Here is a 12,676-nt window from a genome sequence, read left to right as displayed (position 1 = left end):
ACAATCATGCTCATTGATGATATTGATTTTGCAGACCTTTATCTTCAGCAATTAAAGCTGGCTCACCGAACAGAAAAAACGCCAGATCACTGGGATCAACGGGCGGAAAAAATGGCCGAGAATTGCGCCTCGCCAACGGACAGCTATCTGCAACAACTGATCGCTAAAATTGACCTGCAGGGCGCAAATTCCTTATTCGATATGGGCTGTGGACCGGGCACTGTGTCACTGGCACTGGCTGATAAAGTCACTACCGTTTATGGCGTTGATTACAGTCAGGGGATGCTGAACGTTGCCGCCCGTCGCGCCGCCGCGATGAAGGCCGACAATGTCCACTGGATCCAACGCGCCTGGGAAGAGGACTGGAGTGACCTGCCACGCTGCGATATTGCCGTGGCTTCCCGATCCACGCTGGTGGCTGACATGCGCCAGGCGATAACCAAACTGAATAATCAGGCACGGTTACGCGTCTATACCACCCATCTTGTCAGTACCTCGTTCGTCTCCCCTGCCATCCAGCGGGCGGCAGGTCGGGAAGTGATCGAATTACCCAACTATATCTTTGCACTTAACGTGCTGTATCAGATGGGAATTTATGCTCACGTTGATTTTATCCGTGGGCAAAATTGCCAACAGGATAACAGTACCTGGGAACGTTTTGAGCAGAACGTCAGTTGGAGTCTCGGCACGCTTAACGACGATGAACGCGAAAGGTTATATCGCTGGTATCAACAACAGGATGCTCGCGCCCTCGCCCCTGCCAGCCGCGACTGGGCACTCATCTGGTGGGACAGCGTGCCACAGGAGGCACTGCGATGATTTTCATTTCTCAGGCACAAATCGATGCGTTACTTCTGGAGGATATCCAGGGAGGTGACCTGACCACACGTGCATTAGGCATCGGTGAACAGCCTGGTGTTATTGATTTTTTTCACCGCCAGGGCGGCTGCGTCAGTGGCGTGGCGGTGGCTTGCAAGATGTTAACTACACTGGGATTAACCATCGATGATGCTGCCAGCGACGGTTCACTAGCGAACCCGGGTCAGCGTCTAATCCGGGCACATGGCAATGCCGCAGCACTTCATCAGGGGTGGAAAGCAGTCCAGAACGTGCTGGAGTGGAGTTGCGGCGTGTCTGATTATCTCGCTCAAATGTTGATGCTGCTTCGCGAACGTTATTCCGATGGCAATATTGCCTGCACCAGAAAAGCGATCCCCGGCACCCGTTTACTGGCAGCGCAGGCAATTCTGGCCGCAGGGGGATTGATTCACCGTGCCGGATGTGCGGAGACCATATTATTGTTTGCCAACCACCGTCATTTTCTTGCCGACAAGCAGGACTGGTCGGGCGCAATCGCTCAGTTACGTCGCCACGCACCGGAGAAGAAAATCGTTGTTGAAGCCGATACGCCCGAAGAGGCAATTGCCGCGTTACGCGCGCAACCAGACGTACTTCAGCTCGACAAATTTAGTCCGCAGCAGGCAACGGAAATTGCGCAAAAAGCACCGTCACTGGCTCCTCACTGCACGCTGGCTCTGACGGGTGGAATTAATCTGACAACTCTCAAAAATTACCTCGATTGTGGCATCCGACTGTTTATTACCTCCGCGCCTTATTACGCGGCACCGGCTGATATCAAAGTCAGTCTGAAACCCAAAGCCTCTTTTTAATTCTTTATTAAACGGAATTTATTTTATGAGATTCAAAAAACATTATCTCTGCACAGCATTATCAATTGCACTTGCCCAGCAGGCCGTAGCAGCTCAAGAGAGCGATACACTGACTGTATGGTCCAGCCCTGTATCATCGACGACGACCACCATTCTCGATCAACCCACCATAAAGGCGTTGGATAAACAAAATGTTGCTCAGGCATTAAGTGTCGTTCCCGGCGTGGTGCTGCAAAAATCAGGCAGCCGCAACGAAGAACAGGTCAAAGTTCGTGGTTTTGATAGCCGTCAGGTGCCGGTCTATTTCGACGGCGTCCCCATTTATGTTCCCTATGATGGTAACCTCGATCTGGCGCGGATTTTAACCAACAATCTGGGCGCGGTCGAAGTTTCCAAAGGGTATTCCTCACTGCTACAGGGACCTAATCAGATGGGGGGTTCCATAAACATCACCACTCAGAAACCGACCAAACCGCTGGAAGCGAGTCTGGGATATCGTCAGGGATGGAGCCGTAGTCAGGACAACGCCTACGATATGCACGCTTCATTTGCCGCCAGCAGCGATCTGGGATACTTGCAAGTCAGCGGCAGCCAGCTAAAACAGGATTTTCTCGGCCTGCCACACGGTGTTAATAATGATATTGCAGGCAAGCACGGTAAGATGATTAACTCATCTGCCGATGACAAACGCGGCATTGTGAAGCTCGGTTTTACACCGCGTGAAAACGATGAATACACGCTGACTTACATTAAGCAGGATGGCGAAAAAGACAACCCGCCATACAGCGGAAACAGTGGCCAAAAGTCACGCTACTGGCAGTGGCCGGAGTATGACAAAGAAAGTTTTTACTATCAGGGAACCACACAGCTAAACGACCGTTTTACCCTGAAAAGCCGGCTGTATCGCGACACCTTTGAAAATACGCTCATGATGTACAACTCGCTGGCCGATCTGAAAAGTAAAAACGGTAGCTATAGTCACTATTCCGATTACAGCGATGGTGCCGGATTACAACTGGCGGCCGATGTACGTGAAAACGATCTGCTGTCGTTTGCCGTTAACTGGAAGGATGACGTACACCGGGAAAAAGGTGCACCTCACGCCGCTTACGATCGCTATGAAGATCGTACCTGGTCGCTCGCCAGTGAATATCAATGGGCTGCTGCTGATAATTTGGATGTTGTGGCCGGGATCAGCTATGACTGGCGTGATAGCGTAGAAGCGAAAAAACACGAAAAAGATGGCAGCATCACCCATTATGACGACAACAATCAGTCAGCTTTTAACTGGCAGGTGATGGGGAAATACCACTTTGCCAATGAAGACACGCTGGCGCTTTCATACTATGACCGCACGCGCCTCCCGACACTGAAAGAACGCTATACCACGTCCAAACCGGCGTATAACCAGATAGCCATTGTTAATCCACAACTTAAGCCAGAACGCGCTCGCGGAGTGGATTTAACCTGGAATGGCGCTTTCACCCGCGCCTGGGGATTTGAAGTCAGCGTTTACTATAACCGGGTAAGTGACGCCATCCTTTCACACAATATCGATGCCGATACCATTCAAAACCAGAACAGCGGCACGGTAGATTACAGTGGCCTGGATGCCGGTATTAAGGGGAAAATCAGCAATGTACTGGATGTAGGATTGAGCTACGCTCTGATTCATGCCGATGCCAAACGCAAAGATATCGGCAAGATAACCGATCTGCCGACACAGACAATGACTGCATGGATGACACTCAAACCGTGGGAGCCGTTAAGCGTAACGCTGTCGGAAGAGGCGCGTTCCTCCAGTTACAGCAACAGCGACGGTTCACAAAAAGCCGCCGGTTTTGCGGTGACCCACATTCGTGCCGATTACGCCTTAGGTCATGGCTTCAGCGTCAATGCGTCCGTCAATAACCTGTTTGATACGAAATATGCCTACAGCGAAGGGTTTATTGAAGAAGGGCGTAATTTCTGGGCAGGTGTGGAGTATACGTTCTGATTTGAAAGCGGATAGCGGCGTCAGCACCGCTATCCGCCTTATGAAAATCTTATTCTCTTCGCAGAAGGCGAAATACCCCCAGAACCAGGATAGCGCCGACCACCGCCACCAGGAAGCTGTGCAAATTAAAACCGCTGATGGAACCGCCAATGCCAAACATGGTCGCCAGCCAGCCGCCGACAACCGCACCGACTATCCCGAGAATACAGGTCAGGAAAAATCCACCACCATCACGCCCTGGCATGATCAGCTTGGCGATAATGCCGGCTATCAGGCCAAAAATAATCCAGGCAATAATTCCCATGTTCAGGCCCTCGTTTCGATGAATCGGACGCAGAAAATGTTTACGTCAACGCTCTAAGTATAGGCAAGGGCTGGATCGATGCTGGCGTCTGTCGGTTGATTTAAGATCAACGTGTAAAAAATATTCACGCATTTGTATTAAGTTTTGTTAATCACTACCGATAAACCAAAGACAGTTTGTCGGTCAGGAGTTTTTCCGCGTGAGTCATTACCATGAGCAGTTCCTGAAACAAAATCCGTTAGCAGTCCTGGGCATTTTACGCGATTTGCACAAAGCCGCTGTTCCCTTGCGTATCAGTTGGTCAGGCGGTCAGTTGATCAGCAAAATACTGGCAATAAGCCCTGATAAACTGGTGCTGGATCACGGCAGTCAACCAGAAGACAATAATGCAGCGCTTAAAGCGCAGCACATTACTATTACCGCCGAAACTCAGGGGGCGAAAGTCGAGTTTACTGTTGAACAATTACAGCAAAGTGAGTATTTGCAGCTTCCTGCGTTCATCACCACACTCCCTCCCGCCTTATGGTTTGTACAACGACGCCGATATTTTCGCATCTCCGCCCCACTTCATCCGCCTTATTATTGCCAGACCAAACTGGCAGATAACAGTACGTTACGTTTTCGCCTGTATGATTTATCGTTAGGTGGCATGGGCGCATTGCTGGAAACGGAAAAACCAGCCGGATTGCACGAAGGCATGCGCTTCGCACAGATTGAGGTCAACATGGGACAATGGGGAGTTTTTCACTTTGACGCCCAGTTACTGGCTATCAGCGAACGCAAATTGATTGATGGCAAAAATGAAACCATCTCCACTCCCCGTCTGAGCTTTCGTTTTCTTAACGTCGGCCCGACGGTGGAGCGGCAATTACAGCGAATTATTTTCTCACTCGAACGGGAAGCCCGGGAGAAAGCGGACAAAATACGCGACTGAGTTACATCGCATCCAGTGCCTGCTCGAGTTTGTAGATATAGCGCGGTGCCTGCGGTGCGGGGTGATTTTTCGCTACATGCTCGAGGAACTCGTCAGCGTCCAGATCGTTGATTTTACTGATCGCCTTTTTCCGATCTGATGAGAAAGTCCGTAACAGCGCGCCAGCTCCGTTGGCGTATGACACCACCAGTGCATATTGCAGTACCTTCGGATCTTCAATTCCTGCCAGCGGGCCGGTTTCCAGAATATTCAGGTAAGCCGCCCCCATTGAGATATTGCGCTCCGGGTTTTTCAGTTCGCTGGTTGTCGGTTCGCCACTCCACCCCATGCGGCGGTAAACATCACGTCCGGACGTTGAGGCTTTCAACTGCATCAGACCAATCGCATTCGACTTACTGACCGCGTTTGGGTTACCGCCCGATTCAATAGCGATAATCGCCGTGATCAATTGTGGATCGACACCCCAGGCCGCACCGGCCTTCTGGCTTATTGGCATCCACTTCATTGCACGTTGTACCGGAACTTTCGCGTTCCACGGCGGGTTCGTGTAGTCATGCTTAGATGAACAACCCGCTAATAACACAATCAAAAAGGCAAACCATCTCAATTTCACTTCATCTATCCTTATAGCCTGGAATCGCCGTTGAGGTGACAACAGCACACCTAAGCGGCATGATATACAATTCGTTTCTGTTGTCAGCAAGGAATTGCCATGTCTCAGTTTCACTTAATCGCCCCGTCGGGTTACTGCATTAATCAGCACGCCGCGCAGCGCGGTATTCAACGCCTGACGGATGCAGGTCATCAGGTCAATAACGTAGAGGTCATTGCCCGACGCTGTGAGCGTTTTGCTGGTACGGAAACGGAGCGACTGGAGGATATCAATGCCCTTGCCAGGCTGACGTCACCCAACACTATCGTACTGGCAGTACGCGGCGGTTACGGTGCCAGTCGCTTACTGGCAGACATTGACTGGCAGGCACTGGTAACTCGCCAACAACATGATCCGTTGCTCATCTGCGGGCATAGCGATTTTACGGCCATTCAGTGCGCTCTTCTGGCGCAAGGCAATGTCATCACCTTTAGCGGACCGATGCTGGTGGCGAATTTTGGCGCGGATGAGTTGAACGCCTTTACCGAGCACCATTTCTGGCTGGCGTTACGTAATGAAACGTTCGCCATTGAATGGCAAGGGGAAGGCCCGGCGTGTCAGAGCGAAGGCACGTTGTGGGGAGGCAACCTCGCGATGTTGATTTCGCTGATTGGTACGCCCTGGATGCCGCAAATCGAGAACGGCATTCTGGTGCTGGAGGATATCAACGAGCATCCTTTCCGCGTCGAGCGCATGTTGTTACAGCTTTATCACGCAGGTATTTTACATCGTCAGAGCGCGATCATTCTCGGTAGTTTCAGTGGCAGCGCGCCAAATGATTATGACGCGGGTTACAACCTGGAGTCAGTTTACGCGTTCTTGCGCTCTCGTCTGTCGATCCCACTCATCACCGGCCTCGATTTTGGTCATGAACAACGCACGGTTACACTGCCGTTGGGCGCACATGCCATACTCAATAACGATAAAAGAGGCACACGGATGACAATAAGCGGTCATCCTGTTCTGAAAGCGTAAAAAAATCACGCTTCAGGGCCAAGTAAAACGCTGTTTCTGCCGTGAATATGGTAGGGTTTATAGTACGAGACAGCGTAATCAGGAGTAACCGACCGTTGGATGCCGCAACAATCATTAGCCTTTTCATCTTAGGCTCCATCCTTGTCACCAGTAGTATTTTACTTAGTTCATTTTCTTCCCGCCTTGGCATTCCGATTCTGGTCATTTTCCTGGCGATTGGCATGTTGGCGGGCGTCGATGGCGTCGGCGGCATTCCGTTTGATAATTATCCTTTTGCCTACATGGTAAGTAATCTGGCGCTGGCAATTATTTTGCTCGACGGCGGGATGCGAACCCAGGCCAGCTCATTTCGCGTTGCATTAGGTCCGGCGCTTTCACTGGCGACAGTCGGCGTGCTTATCACCTCCGGTTTAACCGGCATGATGGCGGCGTGGTTGTTTAATCTTGATTTGATTGAAGGCTTATTAATCGGTGCCATTGTCGGCTCCACCGACGCCGCAGCGGTCTTTTCTCTGCTTGGCGGCAAGGGACTTAACGAACGTGTTGGCTCAACGCTGGAGATAGAATCCGGCAGCAATGATCCGATGGCCGTCTTTCTGACGATTACCTTGATTGCGATGATCCAGCATCATGAAAGCACTATTAGCTGGATGTTCGTTGTCGATATTCTGCAGCAATTTGGGCTGGGAATTGTGATCGGTCTTGGCGGTGGTTATTTACTGCTGCAAATGATTAACCGCATTGCTCTGCCTGCGGGCTTATATCCATTGCTGGCATTAAGCGGCGGTATCCTGATTTTCTCTTTAACCACGGCGCTGGAAGGCAGCGGTATTCTGGCAGTTTATCTGTGCGGTTTTCTGCTGGGTAATCGCCCGATTCGCAACCGCTACGGCATTCTGCAAAATTTCGACGGCCTCGCCTGGCTGGCACAAATCGCCATGTTCCTCGTGCTCGGCCTGTTGGTTAATCCGAGCGACCTGCTGCCTATTGCCATTCCGGCGCTCATATTGTCCGCATGGATGATTTTCTTCGCCCGTCCCCTGTCGGTATTTGCCGGATTATTACCGTTCCGCGGCTTCAATCTGCGCGAACGGGTGTTTATCAGTTGGGTGGGATTACGCGGCGCGGTGCCGATCATTCTGGCAGTATTCCCGATGATGGCGGGGCTGGAAAATGCGCGCTTGTTCTTTAATGTCGCCTTCTTCGTGGTGCTGGTTTCACTGCTATTACAGGGAACATCACTCTCGTGGGCAGCGAAAAAAGCCAAAGTCGTGGTTCCGCCCGTCGGACGTCCTGTATCACGCGTTGGCCTGGATATTCACCCGGAAAACCCGTGGGAGCAGTTTGTTTATCAGTTAAGTGCCGATAAATGGTGCGTGGGTGCGGCACTGCGCGATCTGCATATGCCAAAAGAGACGCGTATTGCGGCACTGTTTCGTGATAACCAGTTGCTTCATCCCACCGGCAGCACCCGACTGCGCGAAGGCGATGTGCTGTGTGTAATTGGTCGGGAGCGCGATCTTCCGGCGCTCGGTAAACTGTTCAGCCAGTCGCCGCCAGTCGCGCTGGATCAACGCTTCTTTGGTGACTTCATTCTCGAAGCCAGCGCCAAATATGCTGATGTGGCGCTGATATATGGTCTGGAAGACGGCCGGGAATATCGCGATAAACAGCAAACACTGGGTGAAATTGTTCAGCAGTTGTTAGGCGCGGCACCGGTTGTCGGTGACCAGGTGGAGTTTGCCGGGATGATCTGGACGGTGGCTGAGAAAGAAGATAATGCCGTGTTGAAGATCGGCGTTCGGGTGGCAGAGGACGAAGCCGAATCTAAAATTTGATGTAGTTTGTATCGCCGGATGCGACGCTGTGCGTCTTATCCGGCTAACAGCAAGTTACACCGTCACAACTGGCACGCGTAACGCCAGCGCGCACATCAACTCATAGCCTACCGTTCCGGCAGCGGCGGCGACATCATCAATTTTGATCTCCTTGCCCCACAGCTCAACCGGCGTACCAATTCCCGCCTGCGGGCAAGGCGTCAAATCAACCGCCAGCATATCCATCGAGACTGTCCCTATCGTCATGGTGCGTACTCCGTCCACTAAAACAGGTGTACCGGTTGGCGCATGACGCGGATAACCATCGGCGTATCCGGCGGCGACAATGCCAATTCGCTGCTCATCGCGCGCGGTATAGTGACCGCCATAGCCCACACGATCTCCTGCTTTTAGTGTCTGGATACCAATAATCTCGCTGCTTAATGTCATTACCGGACGTAATCCAGTATTGGCAATATCCCGCCACTGACCGGACGGCGAAGCACCATACAAAATAATGCCTGGTCGAACCCAGTCAAAATGCGCTTCCGGATGCCACAGGGTTGCCGCCGAGTTAGACAACGAACGCCGACACTCCAGCCCTTCTGCTGCTCGCTCAATACGCGCCATCGCCGTAGAAATCCCATCAGGATGCTCCGCATCGGCAAAATGCGACATCAGCGTCATTTCGCCAACATTCGCCATCGCCCGCAATTGCTGCCAGACGGTAAGCATGCGCTCAGGCATGAAGCCCAGCCGATTCATCCCGCTGTTCACTTTAAGATAAATATCCAGCGGTGCCTTTAGTCGCGCGTTTTGCAACGCTTTGAGCTGCCAGTTGCTGTGTACACAGGTGGTCAGCCGGTACTGGTCATAAATTTCCAGATCCTGAGCATGGAAAAATCCCTCCAGCATCAGGATCGGCCCTTTCCAGCCGCGCTCGCGTAACGTTATCGCCTCTTCCAGATTAAGTAATGCAAAGCCATCGGTGGCCCCGAGCGCGCTCCAGATACGCTCGACACCGTGACCATACGCGTTGGCTTTTACCACCGACCAGACACGCGCATGCGGCGCGGCCTGGCGAACAATGGTCAGATTCTGTTTTAATGCCTGCAGATCGAGGCTGGCCTGTATCGGTCTGGTCATCTCGCGTCCTTAGCTGTGCGCGCCATGTAAATGACCCGGGCGCGATGGCGTAAATCCACGGCTGTAGCGCGCCACGCTTAAATCCTCATACGGGATAGCGGGCGTGCGACCAGAGAGCAGATCGCTTAACAACTGACCAGAACCGCAAGCCATCGTCCAGCCGAGCGTGCCGTGACCGGTATTCAGCCACAAATTTTTAAAGCGTGTACGCCCCACAACCGGCGTGCCATCTGGCGTCATCGGGCGTAGCCCCGTCCAGAACGTGGCCTGCTCAACATGACCGCCGCGCGGATAGAGATCGCGAACCACCATCTCCAGCGTTTCACGACGCGGCTGTAGCAGTTCAGTATTAAAGCCAACAATTTCCGCCATTCCGCCGACACGGATGCGATTATCGAAACGTGTAATGGCAATTTTGTAGGTTTCATCGAGAATAGTGGACACCGGCGCACCATCTTCTTGTGCAATAGGAATGGTCAGCGAGTAACCTTTCAGCGGGTAGACCGGAATATCAACAATGCCTTTGAGCATCGCTGTCGAGTAAGAACCAAATGCCATCACATACGCATCGGCCTTAATCACTTCATCACCACACTTCACGCCATAGATCTGCTCACCGTCGCAAAGCAGTTGATCGACAGGCGTATTAAAGCGGAATTTAACCCCCGCCTGTTCCGCCATTCGCGCTAAATTCTGGGTAAAGAGCTGGCAATCGCCGGTTTCGTCATTGGGCAGTTGCAGGCCACCGGTGAGTTTGTGTGCCACTTCGGCCAGCGCTGGCTCCACTTCCGCCAGACGGCTGGATCCCAGTAGTTTGTACGGCACACCAGCATCTTCCAGAACGGCAATATCGCGAGTCGCGTTTTCATATTGTTGTTCGGTACGGAACAGTTGCAGCGTCCCGCCCTGCCGCCCTTCATACTGGATGTTAGTCTCAGCACGTAATGTTTTCAGGCAATCACGGCTGTATTCCGCCAGGCGCACCATCCGCCCTTTGTTTTCCATGTAGTGGCTGGTGTCGCAGTTACGTAACATTTGCCACATCCATTTCAACTGAAATTGCGTACCGTCGAGACGAACCGCCAGCGGTGCATGGCGCTGAAACATCCATTTAATCGCCTTCAACGGCACACCTGGCGCCGCCCACGGTGCCGCATAACCAGGCGAGATTTGCCCGGCATTTGCTGCGCTGGTTTCCAGGGCTGCTCCCGGTTCCCGATCAATAACGGTGACCTCATGTCCTGCCTGATTTAAATACCAGGCGCTGGCAACGCCTACCACACCACTTCCCAGTATGACAACTCGCATAGCCACTCCGATAACGGTAGATACAGTAAAAGAACAATAATCTAATTACATCTTGATAACCTAGATGAAAATATTATTCAACATATGGCTTTTTTATGGTGAGCTGGCTCACATCTCCCTGACGCTGTGGGAATATGCCGTCTTTGGTATCTCCTGCTGAAGGTACTTTTTATCCAGCAGAAAATTCCGTTCAGAGGCTGATTATTGGCACTACGATAATAAGAAATCGCAAAGAAAAAAATTCTCCGGCGACGCGGTTTTTAACGGGTGTTCTATGCTTGAAATGAGGTCCTCCACACAGAGAGTACCGACAACAATGAGGTGCGCGTATGGCGACGATCGATTCTATGAATAAGGACACCACACGTTTGAGCGATGGACCCGACTGGACGTTCGAGCTGCTGGATATTTATCTGGCAGAGATAGACCGGGTGGCGAAACTCTATCGGCTGGATACCTACCCGCACCAGATTGAAGTGATCACCTCAGAACAGATGATGGATGCCTACTCCAGCGTCGGTATGCCGATTAACTATCCGCACTGGTCATTTGGTAAGAAGTTTATCGAAACTGAGCGCCTGTATAAGCATGGCCAACAAGGGCTGGCCTATGAAATTGTCATAAACTCTAACCCGTGTATCGCTTACCTGATGGAAGAGAACACCATTACCATGCAGGCGCTGGTGATGGCGCATGCCTGTTACGGCCATAACTCTTTCTTCAAAAACAATTATTTATTCCGTAGCTGGACCGATGCCAGTTCGATTGTCGATTACCTGATTTTCGCCCGCAAATACATTACCGAGTGCGAAGAACGTTATGGCGTTGATGAGGTAGAAAAGCTGCTGGACTCGTGCCATGCGCTGATGAACTACGGAGTGGATCGTTACAAACGCCCGCAAAAAATCTCGCTGCAAGAGGAGAAAGCCCGACAGAAAAGCCGCGAAGAGTATCTGCAAAGTCAGGTCAATATGCTCTGGCGTACCCTGCCGAAACGCGAAGAAGAGAAAACCGTTGCCGAAGCGCGCCGCTATCCTTCCGAACCACAAGAAAACCTGCTCTATTTTATGGAGAAAAATGCCCCACTGCTGGAATCATGGCAGCGTGAGATCCTGCGCATTGTGCGTAAGGTGAGCCAGTATTTTTATCCGCAAAAACAGACTCAGGTGATGAACGAAGGCTGGGCCACCTTCTGGCACTACACCATCCTTAACCATCTGTACGATGAAGGGAAAGTGACCGAACGCTTTATGCTGGAGTTCTTGCATAGTCACACCAATGTGGTCTTCCAGCCGCCGTATAACAGCCCGTGGTACAGCGGCATTAACCCGTATGCCCTCGGATTCGCCATGTTCCAGGATATTAAGCGGATTTGTCAGTCACCAACGGAAGAAGACAAATACTGGTTCCCGGATATCGCCGGTTCTGACTGGCTGGAAACGCTGCATTTCGCGATGCGTGATTTCAAAGATGAGAGCTTTATCAGTCAATTCCTGTCACCGAAGGTAATGCGTGACTTCCGCTTCTTCACCGTGCTGGATGATGATCGGCATAATTATCTGGAAATTTCTGCCATTCATAATGAGGAAGGTTATCGGGAGATCCGTAACCGATTATCGTCGCAATATAACTTAAGCAATCTGGAGCCGAATATTCAGATCTGGAACGTGGATTTGCGCGGCGACCGTTCGCTGATTCTACGCTACATTCCGCATAACCGCGCTCCGCTGGATCGGGGACGTAAAGAGGTGCTGAAACATGTGCATCGTTTGTGGGGATTTGATGTGACGCTGGAGCAGCAAAACGAAGATGGCAGCGTCGAGTTGCTGGAACGTTGCCCGCCAAGAATGGGAAATCTGTAAAAAGTCCTCCTC

At 51.7% G+C, this 12,676-nt stretch carries 11 protein-coding genes and 1 pseudogene; 7 read left to right on the top strand and 5 right to left on the bottom strand.

Annotation, left to right across the window (positions count from 1 at the left end; all coding sequences use genetic code 11):
• Positions 1-6 precede the first annotated feature (6 nt).
• Genes A9587_RS11570 through A9587_RS11560 form a run of 3 tightly spaced genes read left to right on the top strand, consistent with a single transcriptional unit; the run spans position 7 to position 3,666 of the window.
• Positions 7-819, top strand: coding sequence for a class I SAM-dependent methyltransferase (locus A9587_RS11570; protein ID WP_105263536.1), 813 nt, complete (start codon positions 7-9; stop codon positions 817-819).
• Complete coding sequence (gene modD / locus A9587_RS11565) at positions 816-1,670, top strand: ModD protein (protein WP_105263537.1); 855 nt, start codon at positions 816-818, stop codon at positions 1,668-1,670. The genes A9587_RS11570 and modD overlap by 4 nt, the downstream gene beginning before the upstream one ends.
• A gap of 25 nt (positions 1,671-1,695) precedes the next feature.
• Entirely contained in the window at positions 1,696-3,666 is a 1,971-nt protein-coding gene (locus A9587_RS11560; protein ID WP_085449003.1) for a TonB-dependent receptor plug domain-containing protein, read from the top strand.
• A gap of 49 nt (positions 3,667-3,715) precedes the next feature.
• On the opposite strand, the gene A9587_RS11555 is transcribed toward A9587_RS11560, so the two are convergent.
• Positions 3,716-3,970: a GlsB/YeaQ/YmgE family stress response membrane protein gene (locus A9587_RS11555; protein ID WP_000511315.1), complete on the bottom strand. Its 255-nt coding sequence runs from the start codon at positions 3,968-3,970 to the stop codon at positions 3,716-3,718.
• 199 nt (positions 3,971-4,169) lie between these two features.
• Here A9587_RS11555 and ycgR point away from each other — a divergent pair, with 199 nt between their 5' ends.
• Positions 4,170-4,904, top strand: coding sequence for a flagellar brake protein YcgR (ycgR, locus tag A9587_RS11550; RefSeq protein WP_000020127.1), 735 nt, complete (start codon positions 4,170-4,172; stop codon positions 4,902-4,904).
• A 1-nt stretch (position 4,905) separates the two neighbouring features.
• Here ycgR and emtA read toward each other — a convergent pair whose 3' ends face one another.
• Complete coding sequence (gene emtA / locus A9587_RS11545) at positions 4,906-5,517, bottom strand: membrane-bound lytic murein transglycosylase EmtA (protein ID WP_001516541.1); 612 nt, start codon at positions 5,515-5,517, stop codon at positions 4,906-4,908.
• Between the two features lie 99 nt (positions 5,518-5,616).
• On the opposite strand from emtA, the gene ldcA reads away from it, so the two are divergent.
• Both ldcA and A9587_RS11535 read left to right on the top strand, forming a co-directional pair.
• A complete protein-coding gene (gene ldcA, locus A9587_RS11540; RefSeq protein ID WP_000077266.1) occupies positions 5,617-6,531 on the top strand; it encodes a muramoyltetrapeptide carboxypeptidase in 915 nt (304 codons plus the stop codon).
• Positions 6,532-6,578: 47 nt separating this feature from the next.
• Positions 6,579-8,297: pseudogene (locus tag A9587_RS11535) on the top strand (potassium/proton antiporter); the annotation flags it as partial.
• Here A9587_RS11535 and A9587_RS25660 read toward each other — a convergent pair.
• Genes A9587_RS25660 through dadA form a run of 3 tightly spaced genes read right to left on the bottom strand, consistent with a single transcriptional unit; the run spans position 8,235 to position 10,802 of the window.
• Positions 8,235-8,381 (bottom strand): hypothetical protein, encoded by a 147-nt coding sequence (locus A9587_RS25660; RefSeq protein ID WP_420870958.1) that lies wholly within the window; start codon positions 8,379-8,381, stop codon positions 8,235-8,237. The pseudogene A9587_RS11535 and the gene A9587_RS25660 sit on opposite strands and share 63 nt — an antisense overlap.
• 42 nt (positions 8,382-8,423) lie before the next feature.
• On the bottom strand, positions 8,424-9,494 hold the full coding sequence (gene dadX / locus A9587_RS11530; RefSeq protein WP_000197889.1) for a catabolic alanine racemase DadX: 1,071 nt from the start codon (positions 9,492-9,494) through the stop codon (positions 8,424-8,426).
• A gap of 9 nt (positions 9,495-9,503) precedes the next feature.
• Positions 9,504-10,802 (bottom strand): D-amino acid dehydrogenase, encoded by a 1,299-nt coding sequence (gene dadA, locus A9587_RS11525; protein WP_001266919.1) that lies wholly within the window; start codon positions 10,800-10,802, stop codon positions 9,504-9,506.
• A 329-nt stretch (positions 10,803-11,131) separates the two neighbouring features.
• Between dadA and A9587_RS11520 the strand changes: the two genes are divergently transcribed.
• Positions 11,132-12,664, top strand: coding sequence for a SpoVR family protein (locus A9587_RS11520; RefSeq protein ID WP_000190867.1), 1,533 nt, complete (start codon positions 11,132-11,134; stop codon positions 12,662-12,664).
• The last annotated feature ends 12 nt before the right edge of the window (positions 12,665-12,676 follow it).

The sequence above is a fragment of the Escherichia sp. MOD1-EC6162 genome (assembly GCF_002965125.1).
In the GTDB taxonomy this organism is placed as follows: domain Bacteria; phylum Pseudomonadota; class Gammaproteobacteria; order Enterobacterales; family Enterobacteriaceae; genus Escherichia; species Escherichia marmotae.
Note: the sequence above shows the minus strand (reverse complement) of the source record. Positions and strands in the feature narration are given on the sequence as shown.